The sequence below is a fragment of the Massilia sp. Soil_C_3 genome (assembly GCF_057657035.1).
Window position 1 is genome coordinate 500,819 of the sequence record NZ_JBDGJG010000001.1, and the last position, 23,962, is coordinate 524,780.

The 23,962-nt window shown below is 65.8% G+C and carries 9 protein-coding genes and 1 pseudogene; 5 read left to right on the forward strand and 5 right to left on the reverse strand.

Annotated features, from left to right (window positions below; all coding sequences use genetic code 11):
- Positions 1-86: 86 nt before the first annotated feature.
- Positions 87-851 (reverse strand): type I methionyl aminopeptidase, encoded by a 765-nt coding sequence (map, locus tag AC3A6F_RS02245; RefSeq protein WP_487678329.1) that lies wholly within the window; start codon positions 849-851, stop codon positions 87-89.
- Between the two features lie 174 nt (positions 852-1,025).
- Here map and AC3A6F_RS02250 point away from each other — a divergent pair.
- Positions 1,026-1,659: pseudogene (locus AC3A6F_RS02250) on the forward strand (transposase).
- A gap of 90 nt (positions 1,660-1,749) precedes the next feature.
- Here AC3A6F_RS02250 and AC3A6F_RS02255 read toward each other — a convergent pair.
- The 3 genes from AC3A6F_RS02255 to glnE form a co-directional block, all read right to left on the reverse strand.
- Positions 1,750-4,674, reverse strand: coding sequence for a TonB-dependent receptor domain-containing protein (locus tag AC3A6F_RS02255; protein WP_487678330.1), 2,925 nt, complete (start codon positions 4,672-4,674; stop codon positions 1,750-1,752).
- A 335-nt stretch (positions 4,675-5,009) separates the two neighbouring features.
- Positions 5,010-7,886, reverse strand: coding sequence for a TonB-dependent receptor domain-containing protein (locus AC3A6F_RS02260; RefSeq protein WP_487678331.1), 2,877 nt, complete (start codon positions 7,884-7,886; stop codon positions 5,010-5,012).
- A gap of 345 nt (positions 7,887-8,231) precedes the next feature.
- Positions 8,232-10,949: a bifunctional [glutamate--ammonia ligase]-adenylyl-L-tyrosine phosphorylase/[glutamate--ammonia-ligase] adenylyltransferase gene (gene glnE, locus AC3A6F_RS02265; protein ID WP_487678332.1), complete on the reverse strand. Its 2,718-nt coding sequence runs from the start codon at positions 10,947-10,949 to the stop codon at positions 8,232-8,234.
- Positions 10,950-11,174: 225 nt separating this feature from the next.
- On the opposite strand from glnE, the gene AC3A6F_RS02270 reads away from it, so the two are divergent.
- The 4 genes from AC3A6F_RS02270 to AC3A6F_RS02285 all read left to right on the forward strand — a co-directional run bounded on the left by AC3A6F_RS02270 (position 11,175) and on the right by AC3A6F_RS02285 (position 20,582).
- Positions 11,175-15,371 (forward strand): YhdP family protein, encoded by a 4,197-nt coding sequence (locus tag AC3A6F_RS02270; protein ID WP_487678333.1) that lies wholly within the window; start codon positions 11,175-11,177, stop codon positions 15,369-15,371.
- 1 nt (position 15,372) lies between these two features.
- Positions 15,373-16,170: a carbon-nitrogen hydrolase family protein gene (locus tag AC3A6F_RS02275; protein WP_487678334.1), complete on the forward strand. Its 798-nt coding sequence runs from the start codon at positions 15,373-15,375 to the stop codon at positions 16,168-16,170.
- 89 nt (positions 16,171-16,259) lie between these two features.
- Positions 16,260-17,720: a metalloprotease TldD gene (tldD, locus tag AC3A6F_RS02280; RefSeq protein ID WP_487678335.1), complete on the forward strand. Its 1,461-nt coding sequence runs from the start codon at positions 16,260-16,262 to the stop codon at positions 17,718-17,720.
- 162 nt (positions 17,721-17,882) lie between these two features.
- Positions 17,883-20,582, forward strand: coding sequence for a TonB-dependent receptor plug domain-containing protein (locus tag AC3A6F_RS02285; RefSeq protein ID WP_487678336.1), 2,700 nt, complete (start codon positions 17,883-17,885; stop codon positions 20,580-20,582).
- 81 nt (positions 20,583-20,663) lie between these two features.
- On the opposite strand, the gene AC3A6F_RS02290 is transcribed toward AC3A6F_RS02285, so the two are convergent.
- Positions 20,664-23,531, reverse strand: coding sequence for a TonB-dependent receptor (locus AC3A6F_RS02290; protein WP_487678337.1), 2,868 nt, complete (start codon positions 23,529-23,531; stop codon positions 20,664-20,666).
- Between the last annotated feature and the right edge of the window lie 431 nt (positions 23,532-23,962).

Sequence of the window (23,962 nt, forward strand, 5' to 3'; positions counted from 1 at the left end):
GTGCGCCGCGGGCGGGAACAAAAAAGGCCGGACTCCGCGAGGAGTTCGGCCTTTTTTCTTCTCTTTTTAAACGCTATCCGAGCGGATCAGGCGTCCGGCCACGGCGTCAGGATCTCGAAGCCGCTCTTCGTCACCACGATCATGTGTTCCCACTGGGCCGACAACGAACCGTCGCGCGTCAGCACGGTCCAGCCGTCGTCGAGCTGGATCACGTCTTCCTCGCCAATATTGATCATCGGCTCGACCGTGAAGGTCATGCCTTCCTTCAGCAGCAAGCCGGTGTTCGGGCGGCCGTAGTGCAGCACCTGCGGCTCTTCGTGGTAGACGCGGCCGATGCCGTGGCCGCAATAGTCGCGCACCACCGAGTAGCCGGCGCCTTCGGCCAGCTTCTGGATCGCGTGGCCGACGTCGCCCAGGCGCGCGCCCGGACGCACGGCGCGGATGCCGGCCATCATCGCTTCATAGGTCGTGTCGACCAGCTTCTTTGCTTCCGGACTCGGCGTGCCGGCGAAATACATGCGGCTGGTATCGCCGTGCCAGCCATCCTTGATCACGGTGACGTCGATGTTGACGATGTCGCCATCCTTGAGGATGTCCTTCTCGCTCGGGATGCCGTGGCAAACCACGCCATTGATCGAGGTGCACAAAGTCTTGGGGAAGCCGTGGTAGCCGACGTTGGCCGGCGTGGCCTTCTGCACCTTGCGGATGTAGTCGTGGCAGCGGCGGTCGAGTTCTTCGGTGGAGACGCCGGGCACGACGTATTGCTTGATCATTTCGAGCACCTCGGCGGCGAGGCGGCCGGCGACGCGCATCTTGGCGACGTCTTTATCGTTCTTGAGTTTGATGGTCATACAGTGGGGGATTGGGGCGGCGCGTGGCGCGGGCAAACCGCCATGATACCGCGTCGGGCGGGGCAGGGTGATCGGCAACGTAAAAAGGCGCTGTCATCATTAGATATGGATGAGCATTGAACTGCTGAGCTGACCCGCGGTCCAATCCTGATCGTCATCGATCGGGAGCGCATGATGAAAGCGCCGAAGTTTGAGAAGCTGTTCGCCCAGCTGCCTCAACTCAACGAGCCGCAGCGTCAGCAGGTACTCGCCGCCGCCGGGCTCGACCGGGTGGTTGCCCTTATCGGCGAGATCCGGTCAAAGGGGCGGTGCTGCCCGGATTGCGGCTGTGAGCGTTGCCACCGGCATGGCCAGGCCAACGACTTGCAGCGTTATCGCTGCTGCGCATGCGGTCGTACCTTCAACGACCTGACGGGCACGCCGCTGGCGCGGCTCAGGCACAAGGGAGAGTGGCTCGATTATCTGGACACGGTGCTCGATTCCCGCACCGTCCGCTCTGCGGCCAAGCGTGTCGGCGTGCACCCCAACACCACGTCTCGCTGGCGCCATCGCTTTCTCGACCGGGTCAAGGACGACCGGCCCGAGCGCCTGGCCGGCATCGTCGAGGCCGACGAAATGTTCCTGCTCGAATCGCAGAAGGGTTCACGCAAGCTCGATCGCAAGCCGCGCAAGCGTGGCGGCAGGGCGGCCCTGCGTGGCGTCACGCTGGTTATCCAACTACCTGGGCTGGCATTGGGCGATCGATGGTGGGCGGGTTAGGTCTGTCGAGCAATTGCTGCGTATTGCATTCGGGGTCATCAACAGATGACGGTGACAGCGCCAGTAAAAATGCCCGTCCGGCAAGGCCGGACGGGCATTCTGGGAACTTGTCAGGAGGGGGTCTTGCGACCCCTTTCCCTTAGAAGTTCTGGGTGTAGCGGACGTAGAAGAAGCGGTCCAGTGCCTGGTCGACGTCGATGTATGCTGCATCGGCTTGCGATTCGTACACGGTACGCGGAGCCTTGTCGAACAGGTTGTTGATACCGAACAGGATGCGGGCATCCCACTTGGTACGGTAGCCAACGCTCAGATCATGAATGGTGACCGAGCCCAGCTTGTTCGCGCCAGTGCCGTACGAGAAGCTCTTGTAGTCAGGCATGTTGCACTCGATGGCCGGGTTCACGCTCCAGCAGCTGTCCTTCGCGCCGCTGTAGTAACGGAAGCCCCAGGTGGCGCTCCAGTCGCCCAGCGACCAGTCGACCGAGGTGTTCGACTTCACGCGGTTGTAGTGGTACAGGCCGGCGTAGTTGTTCCAGTCCGATTCCGCGTTGTCGCGGGTGCGGAACGTGTCGACGTACGAGGTTTCGTTGCGGATGCCGAACTGGCCGTAGGCGGTGCGTGGCAGGCGGTACGAGATCGCCAGGTCCAGGCCTTCGGTTTCCATTTCGCCCAGGTTGGCGTTACCGCGCGACAGGCGGTTGATGTTGCCGGTGACCGCATCGCGACCGATCGCGCTGCAGTAGTTGGCGTTGCCGCGCAGGTAGCATTCCTCGGTCACGTAGTCAGCGCCGATGGCGGTGATACGGTTTGCGATCGAGATGTTGTACCAGTCCAGGCCAACGGTGAAGCCTGGCAGGTACGATGGGCTGTACACGAAGCCGATGGTCTTGGTGACCGCGGTTTCCGGGGTCAGGAACTCATTGCCGGCGCCCGAGTTGAAGGCCACCAGCGACTGGGTGCCGCCTGCGCTCGTAACTGGGGTGCCTGCCTGCATCAGCTGACGGTAGTTGACCGGGGTGCCGATCACGCCGCCGATGCCGTTGGCGCAGCGAGCAGCCACGGCTGGATCGCGGGTTGCTTCGCCAAAGCGGGTGTCGCATGGGTCCAGGAAGGTGTCGAACGACTGCGAACCGCCACCTGCGATGTCGTCCAGGGTCGGAGCACGGAAGCCTTCAGCCCAGGTACCGCGCACCAGCACGTCCTTGACCGGCTTGTACATGAAGCTGAACTTGCTGTTGTTGGTCACGCCGAAGTTGCTGTAGTCCGAGTGACGGGTCGCCACGTTGAAGCTCAGCAGTTCTGCGAACGGCTGGTTCTTCAGCACTGGGACGTTCAGCTCAGCGTACGCTTCACGCACGGTGTAGCGGCCGTAGGTTGGCTGGCCCGACAGGTTGGTCGAGTAGCCCGACTGCGAGAACTGGTCAGGAACGTCCGAACCCTTGACTTCACGGTGTTCGATACCGACGGCCAGGCCGACGGCGCCGGCTGGCAGCTGGAACAGTTCGCCGGCCAGGTCGGCGGTGGCGCTGTTGGTGGTCGAACCGTAGGTCTTGGTGCCGGTCGCGTTGACGTAGGCCAGCGCTTCCGGGGTCGAGGCCGATGGGCCGCCCAGGATGTTCCATGGGGTGCACGAACCCAGCGCGATCGGCGCAGCGGCGGTACCGCATTGCACGACGCCGGAGGCGTTCATGAACGATGGGCCCAGGGCGTTCTTCAAGTTCAGCAGGTTGATGTTGCCGCTGTCGGCCGCGGTACCCGATACCTTGTTGTGGTTGTAGCCAACGCTCCAGTTCCACGCCAGGTCCTTGACCATGAACTCACCCTCGAGGGTGGCGTCGATGTGCAGGGTGCGGTTTTCGTTCTCGGTGGTGCGTGGCAGCTCGATGGTGCGACGCTGGAAGAACAGGTCCTGGCCCATGCCGGCGCCGGCGACCGAACTGCCGTACGGGTTGTAGTAGCTGTCCTTGTCGATGTAGACCGGGTAGCTGGCCTGCGAGGTCGACTGCAGCGGGTAGCCGGCGATCTGGCGCAGCGACTCACGCTGCGAGTACATCGCGGTGGTCTTCAGGCGCATGTCTTTCGGCAGGGCCACTTCGCCCTTGACGAACAGGGTGTCCAGCTTGTTCGGCGACAGCAGGTGCATCTGCTGGCTCGAGTTGTACATGTCTTCGTACGCGCCGGTGTACTCGTGGTAGTTGTTCGGGTTGCGCGAGTCCGCGCCGACGCCGTTGCCGGTCCAGTCGCCGGTGTGGTTCAGGTAACGGTTCCAGCCGCCTGGCGAATTCTGGTTCAGCGAACCGCCGTTGGCAGGGTTGACCGGGGTGATGCGGCCCCATGGACCAGCGCCCAGGCCGGCCATCGGGTGAGCCAGGCCGTTGCTGAAGGTGGTGCGCGGACGGGTGCCCGGCCACACGACGCCTTGTTCGGTGTGCGACAGGCCGAACATCAGCGATGCCTTGTCGTCGCCTGCGCCGTAGGTCAGCGAGAAGTCCTTGTTCTTGCCGTCGTTCTTTTCGTTCTGGCCGGAGTACAGGGACAGCTGGCCGCCCTGCATGTTCTTCTTCAGGATGATGTTGATCACGCCTGCGATCGCGTCCGAGCCGTAGATCGACGAAGCGCCATCCTTCAGGATTTCCATGCGCTCGATCATGGCCGACGGGATGGTCGACAGGTCGGTGTAGCCGGCGACGGTCTGGGTCCAGCGCTTGCCGTCCACCAGGACCAGCAGGCGGTTCGCGCCCAGGTTGCGCAGGCTGACGTACTGGCCGCCAGCTTCGGTGTTCGAGGTCAGCGAGCCCGAACGGCTGAAGTCAGGAGCACCCGCCGACGACAGGTTGTTCAGGACGTCGCCCACGGTGACCAGACCGGATTTTGCGATCTGTTCCGCGTTCATGATCTGGATTGGCTGTGCGGTTTCCAGATCGACCTGGCGGATACGCGAACCGGTCACTTCAACGCGTTGCAGAGGCGCCGAAGCTTCCTGTGCGATCGCTGCGGTCATGCCGAGGGTCATGCCGCCGAGGCAGATCGCACGCACCGAGCGGGACAAGAGTGTTTCCATCATGTTGCAAAACTCCTAGGGGTGAAAACGCGGCGGCACCATGGGGAAGGGCACTGCCACCGAAAAATGTCGCGAAGCGACTCGCTGAAAATCGCCAACGGATTGGTGAATCGACTTTTCAAGGCAGCAATAAAAACATTCGGCGTGCATGACTGTCAATGCATATGCGCGAGTATGACGAATGTGTTGCAGAAATGTGTATTTATAGATTATAGATTTGACAAGTAATTGACTGAGCAGTCAATAATTGATCTAAATTTGGCAATACGAAAAAAAACCCGCCCGGCTTGCGCCGGACGGGTTTTTCAAGCAATTAAATTGCGTGAACTTAGTGCTACTTAGAACGCTTGGTTGTAGCGGAAATACACGAAGCGGTCCAGCGGCAGATCCGGGTTCACTGCCGACGACGACGAGGTGCCGCCGTAGTTCGAGGTCGCGTTGTAGTTGATGACTGGTTTCTTGTCGAACACATTGTTCGCGCCGACCAGCAGCTTGGCGTTCCATGGCAGGGCATAGCCGACCGACAGGTCGCTGTACCACATTTCCTTGGCGCGGGTGTAGCCGGTGCCCCAGCTGGCTTTGTCGGTCGGGTTCGAGCACTCGAGTCCTGCCGCCACGTCCCAGCAACGATTCTTCTGGCTGCTGTAGAAGCGGGTCGTGAAGGTGGCGCTCCAGTTGCCCAGGCTCCAGTCGAGCGACAGGTTCGATTTCAAGCGGTAGATATCCCACTCGCCGACGTACGACACCCAGTCCGCACCCAGCACCGGCTGTTCACGGTATTTGTCGGTGTAGGTACTCTCGCTGCGCAGGCCAAACTGGCCCCAGGACGTACGCGGCAGGCGGTAGGACACGGCAAGGTCGAGACCTTCGGTCTCGACTTTACCGCGGTTGGTGTTGCCGATCTGCAGGTCAACCACCTGACCGGTCACGTCGCGCGTGATCAGCGAGCAGAAGTTCTGCACGTTGTTGACGTAGCATTCCTCGATCGTGTCGGTTGCCGATACGCCCGAGATCAGGTTGTCGATCTTGATGCTGAACCAGTCCAGCGACGCCGAGAAGCCAGGCACGGCCGCAGGGCTGAAGACGAAGCCCAGGGTGCGGTTCTTGGCCGTTTCCGGTTGCAGGAAGGCATTGCCTGCGCCGGTCGTGAACGGGACCGGGGTCTGGCCGCCGCCGGACGGCACTTCGGCGCCCACCGAGTTGCGCTGGCGGAAGCCGGTCGGCACGCCGTCAGCCGCGCAGCGCGCCGCCACTGCAGGGTTAAGGGCCGCTTCGCCGAAGCGGCTGTCGCAGGCGTCCAGGTAGTTGGCGAAGGTCTGCGAGCCGCCGCCGAAGGTGTCGCCCAAGGTCGGAGCGCGGAAGCCTTCGGCATAGGTGCCGCGCACCAGCAGGTCGCGGATCGGTTTCCACATCACGCTGGCCTTGCTGTTGTTGGTCGAGCCGAAGTTCGAGTAGTCCGAATAGCGGGTCGCCAGGTTCAGGCTCAGCAGGTCAGCCAGGAACACGCCCTTGAGCAGCGGGATGTTCGCTTCGACATAGGCTTCGCGCACCGAGTAACGGCCATAGGTCGGGTTGCCCGCCAGGGTGGTCGAATAGCCGGATTGCGAGAACAGGTCAGGCACGTCTTCGCCGCGCACTTCGCGGTGCTCGATGCCGGCTGCCACGCCCAGGCCGCCGGCTGGCAGGGTAAACAGTTCACCGGTGATGTCGGCGGTGGCGCTGTTCACGGTCGAGCCATAGGTCGACTGCGACGTTGCCACCACATACTCCAGCGCGTCCGGATTCGAAGCCGACGGGCCGCCCAGGATATTGAACGGAATGCATTCGGACAGGCCGATCGGCGCCGTCGGCGTGCCGCACTGCACCTGGCCGGAAGCGTTCATGAACGACGGGCCCAGTGCGCGCTTGAGGTTGATCAGGTTCAGGTCGCCGCGTCCCGCGACGAGGCCGCTGACCTTGCTGTGGTTGTAGCCGACACTCCAGTTCCACGGCAGACCGCGCAGATCGAATTCGCCTTCCAGGGCGGCGTCGATGTGCAGGGTGCGGTTCTGGTTGTCGGTGACGCGTGGCAGTTCGATGGTGCGGCGGAAGAAGAACAGGTCCTGGCCATTGCCGGCGCCGGCGACCTGGTTGCCGTATGGGTTGTAGTAGCTGTCCTTGTCGATGTACACCGGATTCTTCGACTGTGCGGTCGAACTCATCGGGTAGCCGGCGACCTGGCGCGTCGACTTGCGGTCGGCATACATCGCGGTGGTCTTGAAGCGCATGTCCAGCGGCAGCGCGACTTCGCCCTTGACAAAGATCGAGGTCAGCTTGGTCGGCGTCTGGAACATCATCTGCGACGTCGAGTTGAACAGGTCAGGCTCGTTGGTGCTGACGAAGCTGTGATAATTATTCGGATCGCGCACGTCCGCGCCGACGCCATCGCCCAGGCTGGCGCCGGTGTGGTTGAGGATGCGATCGAAGCCGGTGGCGGCGCCGGTCGGGCTTACCTGGCGGATGCGGCCCCACGGTCCGCCGGCCAGGCCGGTGGTCGGGTGGTTGGGACCATAGGTGGAGGCGGTGGCCGCGCGGGTACGGGCCCAGACTTCGCCCTGGTCGCTGTGGGTCAGGCCGAACAGCAGCGATGCCTTTTCGTCGCCGGCGCCGTAGGTAAGCGAGTAGTCCTTGGTCTGGGCGTCGTGTTTTTCGTTCTGGCCGACGTAGACGCTGGCCTGGCCACCCTGCATTTCCTTCTTGAGGATGATGTTGATCACACCCGAGATCGCATCCGAACCGTAGATCGACGAGGCGCCATCCTTCAGGATCTCGATGCGCTCGATCAGCGCCGATGGCACGGTCGACATGTCGGTGTAGCCGTTGACGGTCTGGGTCCAACGCTTACCGTCCACCAGCACCAGCACGCGGTTGGCGCCGAGGTTGCGCATGTCGACGAACTGGCCGCCCTGCTCGCGGCCCGCGCCGAGCGCGGTGCCCTTGCTGAACGCCGGGGTGCCGGCCGAGGACAGGTTGTTGATGACGTCGCCGACGGTGACCAGCCCGCTCTTCTGGATCTGTTCCGCGTTCATCACCTGGATCGGCTGGGCCGTCTCCAGGTCGACCTGGCGGATACGGGAACCGGTCACTTCGACGCGCTGCAAGGCTTCCTGCGCCATGGCGGTCATGGCCGGCAGTGCCAGCGCGACGGCTAATGCGATCTTGGTACGTTGTTGCATGTGCTCTCCATCTGCGTTCCACGAGGGCGGAACGACCTTTATGATTAATAGGTGCAACCCGTGCGCATGCGGACGCCCGTGGGTAACGGACTGTTCCGAAGTGCATACACATCTGTATAAAACCATTCCGTATTGATTGGTGTCAACGCGCCAAACCCACGTTTTTGTGGCAAAAACAACAGTTATCAAAAAGAAATTAAATGACCTGAAAGTCAGGAAAATCAATCGCTTAGCGGTAGTGCATAAAAGGTGTATGGATGGGTAATTTGGGTGCGCGCGACCCGCACGCGCACCGGGGTGGTGCGCATACGAATCAATGGGAGGGGAGGGAAGGGAGGAGGTGAATCAGGCGCCGAAACAGGCATGCCACAGGCGCTGCACGCTGTCTGGATGGTGGCCGACCAGGCCGGGTTCGACCCGGGTCTTGTCCTGGCCCTGCAGCCGCACGCTGTGCTGCAGCTTGCGCATGGCGCGGTAGGCGTCGGCAACCTCGGCCGCCAGGCCGGCGTCGATCAGGCCCAGCTCGCCGCAGCGGCGCAGCAGGGCGATATTGCCGGCGTTCGCCGTCAGCTGCGGGTAGCGTGCGGCGTGGCGCAGCACCAGGTATTGCACGATGAACTCGATGTCGATCATGCCGCCCGCGTCGTGCTTGAGGTCGAACAGCTCGCTGCGGTTGACGTTGGCGTCGCGCATGCGCTGGCGCATGTTCACCACTTCTTCCCTGAGCCGGGCCTCCTGGTCGCTACGGTCCTTGCGCAGCACCTGCTCGCGGATCGTCTCGAAGCGCGCGCCGATGGCCGCATCGCCGGCGCAGAAGCGGGCCCGCGTCAGTGCCTGGTGCTCCCACAGCCAGGCGGCATCGTTCTGGTAGCGCTCGAAGGCGGCGACCGAGGAGACCAGCATGCCGCTGGCGCCGTCCGGCCGCAGGGCGATGTCGACGTCGAACAGGATGCCGGCCGCGGTGTGGGCCGTCATCCAGGTGATGAAGCGCTGGGCCAGGCGCGCATACAGGGGCGGGGCGTCCTGGTCCTCGTCGTCGTACAGGAAGATCACGTCGAGGTCCGACACATAGCCCAGCTCCTTGCCGCCCAGCTTGCCGTAGGCGATGACGGCGAACGCCGGGTCCTCGCGGTGGCGGCCGTTGACCGCGCGCCAGGCATGCTTGACCACGGCGCCGACGATCATGTCGGCCAGGGCCGACAGGTGGTCGGCCAGGTGCTCTACCGACAGTTCTCCGCCCAGGTCCAGGGCAAGCAGGCGGAACAGCTGCGCATGGTGCGCTTCGCGCAGGATGTCGAGCTGGCGCTCGGTATCGCCCGCCGCTTCGCTTAAATGTTCGTCGAGCAGCGCGGCCAGCTGCCCGAGGTCGCCGGCGCCGGCATTGCGGTCGTCCAGCAGCTCGTCGAGCAGGATCGGGTGCTGGGTGAGGAAGGTGGCGGCCCAGCCGCTGGCATTGATCATCCGGATCACGCGCTCGAGCGTGTGCGGATATTCCGTCAGCAGGGACAGGTAGGCCGAACGGCGCGCGATCGCCTCGAACAGGTCGAGCAGGCGGCCCAGGGTGGCGGCCTGGCTGCCGATCCCGGCCTCGACCACCACGCTGACGACCAGTGGCAGGGCCGCGTCCACCAGGGCCAGCAGTTTTTCCCGGCTGGCGTCGGGCAGGCTGGTAAGGCGCGGGCCCTGCAGGGTGGCGGCCAGGCGGCTGCCCGCCGTACGGGCGTCGTCGAAGCCGAGCGCGGCCAGGCGGGCGGCGAGCGCTTCCACGTTGTCCAGTTCGTCGGCCAGGGCCGGCGCATCGGGGTCTTCGTCCGGTTTTTCCTTGTCGGCGAAGATCGCGTCGAACTGGCCGGCCACGTAGCTGCGCTGCTCGTCGAGTTTGGCCAGCAGGGTCGCTTCATCCTCGTACCCCATCATGCGCGCCACCGACTGGCGGTCGTCCTCGTTCACCGGCAGGGTATGGGTCTGGGCGTCTTCCAGGTATTGCACCCGGTGCTCGAGATTGCGCAGGAATACATAGGCCTGCAGCAGGCGTAGGGCTGTCTCTTGCGGCAGCAGCTCGCGCTCGGCCAGCAGCAGCAGGGTCTTGCGGGTGGAGCGCTCGCGCAGGGCCGGATCGCGTCCGCCGCGGATCAGCTGGAACACCTGGGCCAGGAACTCGATCTCGCGGATGCCGCCGCGCCCCAGCTTGACGTTGTGGCTGCGCTCGGGATGCAGGCGCTCCTGGCGCTTCACCTCGGCGCGGATCTGGGCGTGCATATTGCGGATCGCGTCGATCACGCCGAAGTCGAGGTAGCGCCGGAACACGAAGGGCCGCACGATGGCGTCGAGCGCCGCGATGTCGTCAGGCGTGCCGGTGACGGCGCGCGCCTTGACCCAGGCATAGCGCTCCCATTCGCGGCCCTGGACGATCAGGTATTCCTCGACCATGCCCAGGCTGGCCGCCAGCGGGCCGGATTTGCCGTTGGGGCGCAGCGCCATGTCGACCCGGAACGTGAAGCCGTCCTCGATCACCTCGGACAGGGCCGCGTTCAGGCGCCGCCCGAGGCGCACGAAGAACTCGTGGTTCGACAACTGCCGCTGGCCGGGGGCGGCCGCGGTCTCGCCGTCTTCCGGATAGACGAAGATCAGGTCGATGTCCGACGAGACATTGAGTTCGCCGCCGCCCTGCTTGCCCATGGCCAGCACCATCAGGTGCTGGGGGCGGCCGGATTCCTCGCCCATCGGCATGCCGTGGCTGGCCACCAGCTCGTCGGTGAGGGCGGCGACGTGGGTCTGGAGCGCGAAGTCGGCGAAGGCCGTCATGGCCGTCACCACCTCGTCGAGGTCGGCCTGGCCGCCCAGGTCGCGCGCCACGATGGTGGAAACCAGCAGGTTGCGCACGCGGCGCATGGCCCGTTCCAGCGGCAGCCCATTGCCCAGTTCGCGCTCCAATAGCGCGCGGAAATCGGCGCCGCCCAGCGATAATGATGACAATGCGGCCAATTGGGAGGCCCGCTCCGGCGCGGCATCGAGCCAGCGCTGGACGAAACGTGAAGCGCAGGCGGGGGAAGCTGTGGTCATCGTCGATCCTGGTAGATGAGGGCGGTTTAAGGTGCGGGTCATTTGCGATGCGGTAGAATGGCCCGCTTCATGGGCATGGCACGGGCACGGGATGAGCTGCTGGCCATGGCCAGGCCATCGCTGCCTGGGGTTGCACCGATGGTAAGGTAGACGCCGCGACTGTTGCAAGCGACCTGTTTTATTAAAGAGTTAAATTTACGGCGAGCCTTTGTTATTAGCACCTTGATGCACAACCCGGATCCGCAGGCGCCCACTGCGGCATCGCCGCTCGCCGTGCGCTGGCGGCGGCTGCGTTCGGCCTACCGCATGGCCAACCTGGCCTCGCACCACGTGCTCGGCTTTACCATCAAGCTCGTGCTGCTGGCGTATTTCGCGCTCGCCGTGCTGTTCCTGGTGCTGCGCTACGCCATCCTCCCGAACATCGACCTGTACAAGAGCGACATCGAGCGCATGGCCGGCAATGCCCTCGGCAGCCGGGTCACGATCGCGCGCCTGGCCGCATCCTGGCACGGTATGCGGCCGGCCCTGGCACTTGGCGAGGTGCGCCTGCACGATGCCGCAGGGCGCCAGGTGCTGGCGCTGCCGCAGGTCGATGCGACCCTGGGCTGGTGGAGCGTGGCCGCCTTCGAGCCGCGCTTCGCCTCGCTCGAGATCAAGGGGCCGCGGCTGGCGGTGCGCCGCGGCCTGGACGGCGTGATCGAGGTCGCCGGCGTCCGGCTCGACCCCAACAAGGCCGGCGGCGGCGGCGCCGACTGGCTGCTGCGCCAGCGCGAGATCGTGATCCGCGACGGCCGGGTCGACTGGACCGATGAATTGCGCGGCACGCCGCCGCTGGCGCTGGAAGGCGTGACCCTGGCGCTGCTCAATCGCTGGGGCACCCACCACTTCGCGCTGCAGGCCACTCCGCCGCGCGCGCTGGGCAGCCCGATCGACGTGCGCGCCCAGTTCCGCCACCGCTTCGGCGAGCGGCCGTCGGACGTGCTGCGCTGGAAGGGCGAGCTGTACGCCGACCTGCGCGACGTCGACCTCGGCGCCTGGAAGCGCTTCGTCGACTATCCGATCCAGCTCGAGCGCGGCCGCGGTTCGCTGCGCGCCTGGCTCAGCTTCGACCAGGCGCGCCTGGCCGGCTTCACCGCCGACCTGGCCCTGGCCGGGGTCAATGCGCGGCTCGGCAAGGAGATCGCGCCGCTGCAGCTGGCGCGGGTCAGCGGCCGCCTGTCGGCGCGCGAGGAATTGCTGCCGAACGGGGCCGACGGCAAGCCGACCTTCGGCGCCCACGGCCACACGATCCGTCTGGATCATTTCGCGGTGGCGGTGCAGGGCGGCCGCGCGCTGCCGCCAGCCACGCTCGAAGAAACCTGGCGTCCGGCGAAGAATGGCCAGCCCGAACGCGGCGCCCTGCGCGCGCGCGGGCTCGACATCGGCGCGCTGGCGGCGCTGGCCCAGTACCTGCCGGTCACGCCGGTGCAGCGCCAGCTGCTGGCCGACTATGCGCCGCGCGGCATGCTGCAGGACGTCAGCGCCGAATGGGATGGGCGCTACCCGAACGTGAGCGGCTGGCGCATCCGCGGCGACGTCGCCGACCTGGCCCTCAATGCCGTCGCCGCGCGCCCGGCCCGTGGCGCCCAGGGCGGCGTGCCGGCGCTGCCGGCGCGGCCCGCCACGCCCGGCTTCGAGCACTTAAGCGGTCACATCGATGCGAACGAGCGCGGCGGCAGCGTGGCGCTGGACTCGCAGGGACTGGCGCTGTTCATGCCGGCCTGGTTCGCCGAGCCGCGCATGCCGTTCGACCGGCTGGCGCTCAAGGCCGGCTGGAGGCTCGAGCCAGGCAAACAGTTGCAAGTCGAGGTCGACGACCTGACGTTCCGCCAGGGCGGGTTCAGCGGCGAGATATCGGGCCGCCACGTGCTGCCGCTCGAGCCCGGCCACGGCGCCGGCAGCGCCGATTTCACGGGCAGCCTGGATGGCTTCGCGATCGACCAGATCGGGCGTTATCTACCGCTGGCCACCCCGCACAGCCTGCACGACTGGCTGGTCGGCGCCCTGCAGGGCGGCCGCCTGCGGGACGCCAGCCTGCGCCTGCGCGGCGACCTGGCGCACTTCCCGTTTCATGCCGCCAACGCCGCCGAGCGCGCGCGCGGCGAATTCAATGTCAGCGGCCGGCTGGAAGGGGCGCGCCTCGAATACGCGCCAGGCCACCGCCATCCGGACGGCACGCCGCTGTGGCCGCTGGCCGAGGCGATCGACGGCAGCATCGCATTCGACCGGGCGCGTATGGAGATCCACGGCAAGACCCTGCGCACGCTGGGCGTGGCGCTGTCGAACGTCAAGGCGGTGATCCCCGACCTCGGCGCCCACGAGAACATGATGCTCGAAATCGACGGCCAGGGCGCCGGGCCGCTGCAGGAATTCCTGCGCTATGTGTCGGTGACGCCGGTGCTGGACTGGATCGGCCACTTCACCGAGGACACCCGAGGCAGCGGCAACGCCAGGCTCGGCCTGAAATTGCGCATGCCGCTCTCGCACCTGCATGACACCAAGGTGCAGGGCAGCCTGCAATTGCAGAACAACGACGTCAGTCTGTTCCCCGAACTGCCGACCCTGCAGGCGGCCCAGGGCCGGATCGATTTCCACGATCACGGCTTCGGCCTGGAGGCGATCCGCGCGAACTTCCTGGGCGAGCCGGTCTCGGTGGCCGGCGGCACCCAGCGCGACGGCAGCACCCGGGTGCTGCTCGACGGCGTGCTGTCGGCCGAGGGCATGCGCCGCACGGCGCCGGCGCCGGCGCTGGGGCGCCTGGCCGAGCGCCTGTCGGGCAGCACTCACTACACCGGCTCGATCGTGGTGCGCGAAGGCCGACGCACGATCGCCATCGATTCCAGCCTGTCGGGCCTGGGCGTCGAATTGCCGCACCCGCTCAACAAGCCGGCCGACGCCAGCCTGCCGCTCAGCTTCGTGCTGGAAGGCGCGCCGACCATGGCCGGCCTGGCGCGCGACGAGATCCGGGTCGGCGTCGGCCCCAACCTGGCGGCGCGCTACCTGCGCGAGAAGCAGGGCAAGGGCCCGTGGCGGGTGACCCAGGGCGGCATCGGCGTGAACGTGCCGGCGCCGCTGCCCGACGAAGGCATGATGGTCCACGTCGACTCCAAGGTGCTCAATATCGACCACTGGCTGGCGGCCGGGCGCGCCATCGCCGGCGAGGACGAGGCGGCCGGCGCAGCACTGCCGGCGCCGGGCGCGATGGTCGGACCGGCGACGGCTGCCGGCGGCGCCGACTTCACCCAGTACATCCTGCCGACCGTGCTGGCCGGACGCATCGGCGAACTGACCATCGGCGAACGGCGCGTGGCCGACGTGGTGGTCGGCGCCACCCACACGCGCGACACCTGGCAGGCGAACCTGCATTCGCGCCAGGCCAGCGGCTACCTCACCTGGACCGAGACGAGGAGCGGCCTGGGCAAGGTCACGGCGCGCCTGGCCTCGCTCACCATTCCCGAATCGGCCGAGGCCGAGGTCAAGGACTTGCTGGAGTCGAGCCGGGGCGCCAGCGCCACCATCCCGTCGCTCGACATCGTGGCCGAGCAGTTCGAGCTGTTCGACAAGCGCCTCGGCCGGCTGGAACTGCGCGCCAGCAATGTGCGCGCGCTGGCGGGCCGCGAATGGCGCATCGACCGGGTCCTGCTCGCCAATCCGGATGGCCAGCTGAAGGCGAATGGCCGCTGGCTGACCAAGGATGGCAAGAGCAATACCAGCCTGAACTTCGCGCTCCACATGGACGACGCCGGCAAGCTGCTCGACCGCCTGGGCTTTCCCGGCACGATCGGGCGCGGCAATGGCACCCTGAGCGGCGATATCTCGTGGGCCGGCCTGCCGTATGCGATGGACATCCCGAGCCTGTCGGGCCAGATCGAGATGAACGTGGAATCGGGCCAGTTCCTCAAGCAGGACCCGGGCGCCGCCAAGCTGCTGGGCGTGCTCAGCCTGCAAGCGCTGCCGCGCCTGCTCAAGCTCGATTTCCACGACGTGTTCTCGGAAGGCCTGGCGTTCGACGGCATCAGCGCCAACGCCATGATCCAGCGCGGGGTGGTGCGCACCGACAACCTTAGAATGCATGGGGTGGCGGCCACCGTCCTGATGAACGGCAGCGCCGACATCGCCAACGAATCGACCAACCTGCGCGTGGTGGTGATCCCGGAATTCAACCTGGGCACCGGGCCGCTGGTGTATGGCCTGGCGGTCAACCCGGTGATCGGCCTGGGAGGCTATCTGGCCCAGCTGTTCCTGCGCGCGCCGGTGATGAAGGCGCTGACCTATGAAATGCAGGTGACGGGGCCGTGGAAGGCGCCGGTCATCACGAAAATCGACAATCCGCCGGCGGCCGCCGCCACTGTACCGGCCACTGAGCCAGCCAAGAAGGAGTGATATGACGACCGTAGCCGCGATCCAGATGGTTTCCACCCCCGAGGTCGGCGAGAACCTGGCCACCATGCGCCGCCTGGTGGCCGAGGCCGCTGGCCGGGGCGCCACCCTGGTGGCCCTGCCGGAATACTGGCCGATCATGGGCATGGTTGATGCCGACAAGGTCGCGCACGCGGAGCAGCCGGGCAGCGGCCCGATCCAGGAGGGCATGGCGCGGCTGGCGCGCGAACACGGGATCTGGCTGGTCGGCGGCACCTTGCCGATGGTCTCGCGAGAGGCCGGCAAGGTGCTCAACACCACCCTTGTCTATGACCCGCAGGGCCGGTCGATGAGCCGCTACGACAAGATCCACCTGTTCGGCTTCAACAAGGGCGCCGAATCGTATGACGAGGCGCGCACCATCGTGCCGGGCGAGACGGTGGGCGTGTTCGATGCGCCGTTCGGCCGGGTCGGCCTGTCGGTGTGCTACGACCTGCGTTTCCCCGAGCTGTACCGCGCGATGGGCGAGTGCGCCCTGATCATCGTGCCGGCCGCCTTCACCCACACCACCGGCCGCGCGCATTGGGAAGTGCTGCTGCGCGCGCGCGCGATCGAGAACCAGTGCTATGTGCTGGCCGCGGCCCAGGGCGGGATGCACGTCAACGGCCGCCGCACCTACGGACACAGCATGCTGGTCGACCCCTGGGGCGAGGTCAAGGCGGTGCTGCCGGAAGGCGAGGGCGTGGTCGCGGGTGAACTCGATCCGGCTTACCTGGCCGGGGTGCGCGAGAGCTTGCCGGCATTGCGCCACCGCAAGATGTAAGGAATGGCGTGGACGCGTCCAGCATGCGTCCAGTGTGAAAACACTGGATATGGCACAATGACCTATCCCAGAAAATACCGAACGCATACATGACTCCATTCGAACCGAATCTTTCCTCCATCGCCGTCGCCCGCGACGTGCTGTTGACGCCATTCGGCCTCGACGAGGGCAAGCTGCTGCGCGCGCTGGGGACGATGTTCACGCACAAGGTCGACTACGCCGACCTGTACTTTCAGTTCACCAAGAGCGAAGGCTGGAGCCTGGAAGAAGGCATCGTCAAGACCGGCAGCTTCTCGATCGACCAGGGCGTCGGCGTGCGCGCCATCTCGGGCGACAAGACGGCGTTTGCGTATTCCGACGAGATTTCCGAAGCGGCGCTGCTCGACGCTGCCGCCGCCACCCGCACCATCGGTCGCCAGGGCGCCGGGCGCATCAAGGTGGCCGGCAGCGCGCTGCCCACCGGCGGCCGCTCGCTCTACCTGCCCAACGATCCGCTGGCCTCGCTCGACGCGACCGCGAAAATGAAACTGCTCGAGCGCGTCGAAAAGATGGCGCGCGCAAAAGATCCGCGCGTGGTGCAGGTGATGGCGGGCCTGGCCGGCGAATACGACGTGGTGCTGGTGGTGCGCAGCGACGGCGTGCTGGCGGCCGACATCCGTCCGCTGGTGCGCGTGTCGGTGACCGTGATCGCCGAGCAGAACGGCCGGCGCGAAGTCGGCTCCTCGGGCGGCGGCGGCCGTTTCGACTATGGCTACTTCGACGACGAGGTGCTGGACCGCTACGCCACCGAGGCCGTCAAATCGGCCTGCGTCAACCTGGAGGCGCGTCCGGCCCCGGCCGGTCCGATGACCATCGTGCTGGGACCGGGCTGGCCCGGCGTGCTGCTGCACGAGGCGGTCGGCCACGGCCTGGAGGGCGACTTCAACCGCAAGGGCTCGTCCTCGTATGCCGGCATGATCGGCCAGCGCGTGGCGGCCAAGGGCGTGACCGTGGTCGACGACGGCACCCTGCAAGACCGCCGCGGTTCGCTGAACATCGACGACGAAGGCAACCCGACTCAGTGCACCACGCTGATCGAGGACGGCATCCTGAAGGGCTATATCCAGGACACGATGAATGCGCGCCTGATGAAGATGCCGGTCACCGGCAATGCGCGCCGCGAATCGTTCGCCCACCTGCCGATGCCGCGCATGACCAATACCTATATGCTCGGCGGCGACAAGGACCCGCAGGAAATCCTGGCCTCGGTCAAGAACGGCATCTACGCAGCCAATTTCGGCGGCGGCCAGGTCGATATCACCAACGGCAAGTTCGTGTTCTCGGCCAGCGAGGCCTATATGATCGAGGACGGCAAGATCACCTATCCGGTGAAGGGCGCAACCCTGATCGGCAACGGCCCGGAAGTGATGAACCGCATCTCGATGATCGGCAACGACATGCGCCTGGATTCGGGCGTCGGCGTATGCGGCAAGGAGGGCCAGAGCGTGCCGGTGGGCGTCGGCCAGCCGACCCTGCGCATCGATGGGGTAACGGTGGGCGGCACCGCTTGATCCGGTTTTCTGTTCTTCGATAAAAACGCCCGGCCTTGCGCCGGGCGTTTTTACTGGTGCGGACAGCGCCAAACATTATTGTTATAAAGTTGCTCAGAATAATTCGTTTGTACTGACTTGTTGGCTTGTTAGAGTTCGTTTCCCAATAAAAACAAGCCAATCATGAAACATACCTACCTCCTGGCCGCCGCCATCGGCGCGCCGTTGCTGGCCCACGCCCAGACGGCGTCGACCTCCGCCGATGCGTCGGCCGCCACCACCACCAACGCCGCGCCCGCGTCGGTCCTCGTCACCGGTTCGCGCATCGCCCGCGCGCAGCTGGACGGTCCATCGGCGGTCACCGTCATCACCGGCGACGAGATCACGCGCCAGGGTTACAAGAACGTGTTCGACGCCCTGAACAACCAGGTGCAGAACAGCGGCTTCGTGCAGGGCGCCGACTTCGGCAATACCTTCACGCCGTCGGCCAACACCATCAGCCTGCGCGGCCTGGGGCCAAACCACACGCTGGTCCTGCTCAATGGCCGGCGTCTGGCCGATTTCCCGATCGCGTATGAGGGCACGGTCAACTTCACCAACCTGGCGAACATTCCATCGTCGATCGTCGAACGCATCGAGATCCTGTCCGGCGGCGCTTCCGCCATCTATGGCTCGGACGCGATCGCCGGCGTGGTCAACATCATCCTCAAGAAAAAGGCCGAGGGCGTCGACGTCAACGTCAAGCTCGGTGGCACCAGCCGCAGCGGCGGCTCCGAGCGGCGCGTGCAAGTCACTGGCGGCAAGCAGTTCGACCGCCTGAGCACCGTGTTCGCGCTCGAGTACTCGGAACGCAATCCGATCGGCGCCTACCAGCGCGATTTCATGGCCGAACGTTCGGGCGCCCCGACCAATATGCTGTCGCGGCGCGACGCCACCGTGGGGCGCTACATCGATCCGGGCGCGACCTGCGGGCAACTGGGCGACCTGTTCGGCGGCAGCGTCGTCAACTACGCTTCGCGCACCGGTAACTACTGCGCCAGCAATAAAGTGAGTCCCACCTACTGGTCGGTGCAGACCGAGAACCAGAGCAAGAACGCCTTCGGCAGCGCCACCTATGAGCTCGACGAGAACACGACGCTGTTCGCCGACGTCCTGCTGGGCCGTAACAATACGGTCAACAACACGCGCGGTCCGTCGTGGACGTCGAACTCTCTCAACAACGGTTACTTCCTGAACCAGGGCACGGGCCATTACGAAGCCTGGACCCGCTACATTTCGCCGGAAGAGATGGGCGGCCTGTCGCGCTACAACCGCTTCTGGGAAGACGGCGCCGTCGCCGCCTCGCTCGGCGCGCGCGGCATCGTGCCCGGCACCAGCTGGAAGTGGGAAGCCGGCTACAGCGCCTCGTGGTACGAGAGCAAGGGCAAGACCCCGCGCGCACTGTCGAACATCGACAGCTTCTTCCTCGGGCCGCGCCTGGGAACGGACGCCAGCGGCGTCGCCATCTACGCGCCGGACCCGGCGCGGCTGGCGACCCGCGTGAACCCGGATGAATTCGGGACCATCACCGGCTATGCCGAAAGCGACGACGAATCCTGGACCCACACGGTGTCGGCCAGCGCCAATGGGGAAGTAGCACAACTGCCGGCCGGCCCGCTGCAACTGGCGGTGGTGGCCGAAGCCGGCCGCCAGGGCTTTACCAACGCACCCGACGAGCGCATCAACGCCGGCTACTTCAACCTGGCGCCGAACACCGCCGTCACGGCCGGCACCCGCAACCGCTATGCGCTCGGCACCGAGGCCAGCATCCCCTTGCACAAGATCCTGACCGCGACCCTGGCCGGCCGTTACGACCGGTATGAATTCGCCGAGCGCGACAGCGGCAAGTTCACCTATGCCGGCGGCCTGGAGCTGCGGCCGACCCGCGAGCTGCTGGTGCGCGCCAACTACGCCACCAGCTTCCGCGCGCCGGACATGAATTACATCTACAAGGCGCGCGGCACCGGCTATTACTCGTCGACCACCGACCACTACCGCTGCGGCCTGACCGGCCAGCCGCTGGCGAACTGCGAATTCGCCAGCTACTCGCCGGGCGCCGACTACGTGCAGTACGGCAGCGCCGACCTCAAGCCGGAGCAGGGCAAGTCGTATGGCGCCGGCATCGTCTGGTCGCCGAGCACGAACTTCGATGCCTCGGTCGATTACTGGGACATCAAGATCGACGACCTGGTGACCAATCTGTCGGCCGACCAGCTGCTGCGCGACGAAGCGGCCTGCCGCCTGGGCTCGCTGGATATCGGGTCTTCGCTGTGCGCGGACACGATCTCGCGCATCACCCGCTACGAGGCCAATTCGCCGGTGCGTCCGGGCGAGATCCGCGAGATCCGCGTCAATCCGATCAATGCGGCCCAGGAATCGAGCAGCGGCATCGACGTGAGCGCCCGCTATGCACTGCGCACCGCGGCCTGGGGCACGTTCACTTTGCGCGGCAATTATTCGAAGACCCTGACCCGCCGCTCGAAACAGTTTGCCGGCGACACGGTGCGCGACGAACTCAATTCGCTCACCAGTTCGGATTGGCCGGACAAGCTGGCGGCCAGCCTGAACTGGAACGGGGGCGCCTGGTCGTCGACCGTGTTCGCCACCCGCTACGGCAAGATCCCGAACTCGGCGCAGACCGACTACCTGACGCCGACCACCCTGGTCAACGCCAGCGTCGTGTATCGCGTGAATGACCGCCTGACCCTGTCGGCCATCGTCAACAATGTGTTCGACCGCATCAAGCACGACACGACCGGCGGCTGGCCGAATTATGCGGTGGGCAGCTACAGCCCGGCAGGCCGTACCGGCTGGGTCGAGTTGAATTATCACTTCGGCGGTTGATCGACCTCCGCTCCTGCGCTGACGAGAAGAGTTGTTCGTGCCACCGGCACGAGCAACTCTTCGCGTTTAACCGCAATCACATCAGAACGCGTATCTCGCCCCCAGCGTGAAGAAGCGGCCGATCGCGCCGTAATAGTCGAGCGGGTTGTACGAGACCGCGCCATAGGTCAGCGGATCGAGCGGCGCCTGCTTGTCGAACACGTTCTGGATCGAACCGTAGATTTCCCAGCGCGGCTGCGGCTTCCAGCGGAACACCAGGTCGACCGTGGTGAACGAAGCCAGTTCGCAATCGCTCGGCGCATCGTCGCCGTTGGCGAAGTGGCTGGCGCAGCCTTCCGGATCGTCCTTGAAGAAGGTGTTGTCGATCGACCCGCGGTAGTTGACATTGGCCGACACGCGCCAGTTGGCGCGCTCCCAGGTCGCGCGCAGGTTGGCCTTGTGGTCCGGCGTGCCCATGCAGTTGCTGACGTCGCAGTTGCCGTGGGTGCCAGCGTAATCGCGCGTGGTGCCGTCCTGTTCGGTGCGCTCCCACTTGTCGAGGTAGGTGTACTTGACGTCGAAGGTCAGGGTGCCCCAGTTGTTCGGCAGCCCGAAGCCCTGGCGCGCGTCGAGGTCGATGCCGCGCACCTCGGTCTCGGCCGAGTTCACGTATTCGGCCAGCACCGCCGTGATCGCGCCCGGGTCGCCCGGAATCGTCGGTACCGCCGTGCTCGGATCGCGCGCCACGTCGCCGGCCGCGATCGCGGCATCAATCTGTTGCTGGTTGATCTCGTTCTTGCGCTTGATGTTCCAAAAGTCGAGCGAGAAACTGGTGCGCGGCAGCGGATCCCAGATCGCGCCGATATTCCAGCTCTTCGAGCGTTCCGGGCTCAGGTCCTGGTTGGGCGATGTAATCACCGACACCGACGCCGGGCTGCAGGCGGTCTGCACGCCCAGCGCGCAGCGGACCGGATCGGTGGCGTTGGCGAAGGCCGCCAGGCCGCCGACGCCGTTCTCGGCCGGACTCGGCGCGCGGAAGCCCTTGGCCCAGGTGGCGCGCAGCGCCAGCTCGCGCCGCGGGTTCCACTTGACGCCGACCTTCGGGGTCCAGGCGTCGCCCACGTCGGTGAAGTGGTCGTAGCGCATGGCGCCGGTCAGTTCGAGCCCCGGCAGCACCGGCGCCAGCACCTCGCCATAAATGCCGGTCACGTTGCGCTGCCCGTCATAGGCCGAATAGCCCAGGCCGATGATATTGCCGCGCTCGGTACCTTCGGTCGGATCCAGCCGCGCCGATTCGTGGCGGAATTCGGCGCCCAGGGCCACGCCCACCGCGCCGCCGGCCAGCTTGCCGATCTCGCGCGAGGCCTTGAAGTCGACCTGGGCGATCTCGGTCTTGGCATCGTTGGAGATGGTCGGCGACAGGGCGGCGTACACGCCCGGCGAATTCAGGCCCGCGCTTTCGGCGATGCGCCAATAGGAACCCGCCGGCAGGGCGCGGTAGCCGGGATTGGCCTGGGCCGCCGCCACGTTCTCGGGCGACGGGTCGAGCAGGGCGAAGGTGGCGTCGCGCTGCAGGTAGCCGCGGCGGTCGTTGTCGACCCTGCTGGTCGAATACAGCAGCGAGGTATCCCAATCCCAGGCGCCGCTTGTGCCGCGCGCGCCGAACAGGGCGCGCAGGAAGTTCGAAGAGATGTCGGATTGGCGCGGACCGACGTCGAAGGGCAGGTAGCGCAGCCGCGCCGCGCTGCCGAAGTACGGGTTGTCGGGGTGCTCGGCGCCGAGCTGGACGCCGGCGTTGCTGACCGGGCCGCCAGGATAGCCGACGCTGGCCGCGATCGGGTTCGGCGTGGTGCTGGACTGGGCCAGGCTGTTGTACAGATTCAGTTCGGCATAGGCCTCGGTATCGCCCTGCAACTTGAGCGTGCCGCGGGTGTACAGCGACAGGTTTTCGCTGTCGGGCTGGATCTGGTTGTACAGGAAGCCTGAGTCGACCAGGCAGCCGCCGCCCGGATCGCCCTGCGGGTGGTTGGTGAAGTTGCCGCAGGCGGCGCCCGGGAAGGTGCGCGTGAAGCCGGGTCCGGCCAGGTTGCCGCGGTTGTAGTAGTCCAGCGTGTCGGGGTTGCGCACATTGCCGTTGATGGCGTTGCCCGACTGGTTGTTGCCGGTGATGGCGCCGGTGCCGCCAAAGCCTTCCTGGGCCGAATAGCCATAGGGCCGCAGGTCGATCTTGCCGATGTAGTCGCGGTTGCCGCGGTTGCGGTACCAGATTTCTTGCGTGTGCTTGTACTCGACGTTGACCAGCACGTTGTAGCGGTCGGTGTCGAGGTTGCCGAAGCCCCAGGCCAGGGCCAGGTTGTGCTGCTGGCCGTCGCCGGCCTCGCCGCTGCCGTACAGGGCGCGTGCGCTGGTGCCCTGGAAATTGCGGCGCAGGATGATGTTGACCACGCCGGCAATCGCGTCCGAACCATAGATGGCCGAGGCGCCGTCCTTGAGGATCTCGATGCGCTCGACGGCGTCGGTCGGGATCACGTTCAGGTCGGCGAATACCTTCTGGCCGTCGTCGGCCAGGCCGTAGGGCGCCATGCGGCGGCCGTTGAGCAGCACCAGGGTCGAGGCCGTGCCAAGGCCGCGCAGCGAGATGCCCGAGGCGCCGGCTGCGAAGCCGCTGCCAAAGCTCATCGGCACCGAGCCCTGGTTGTCGACCGCGAGGGTCTGCAGCAGCTCGGCCACCGTGGTCTTGCCCGAGCGCTCGATGTCGTTGCGGTTGACGGTGAGCACGCTGGACGCGGTCTCGGCCTGGGCGCGGCGGATGTTCGAGCCGGTGATCTCGACGCGGGCCACGGGAGCAGCCTCTTGCGCGAGAGCAGGGTGGGGCAGGGCCAGCAGCACGGGGCCGGCGAGCGCCAGGCCGGCGGCGCCGCCGCCCGCGAACAGGCGGCGCACGGAACGGGAAAGCAGGGTTTCAGTCATGGTCCGACACTCCAGTGGATGGGAATATTCGGATGCCGCGCTGGTGAGGGCCAGATCCTTATTGCAGATCACTACCTTGGCACCTCTTAGTACCTGTTTGTGTCTACAATCAACACGAGCGGCAGCCGGGCTTGAATCGACTGTTGCATCGGTAGCCGCGTCGGGAATGAGGTAGCGCAAGATGCGCATCAGGTGGCGCTCATGCGCAAGGAGGGATGTCAGATTGCTGCAACCGATTGTTGTCTGTACAAGCGTGGAACGCGCGACAAAAGGCTTGCCAACTTTCATGCCTTGTTGTTATAGTCAATTCGACCAAACCCGGACGACACCATGCGCCACGCTTTCTTTACCCGCTTTTTTTACTTTAGCCATTCCAGCCCCAGGCGGTGGAGTAGCGGCGGGTACGCGCAGTAAAACGTCCCGGCAGCATC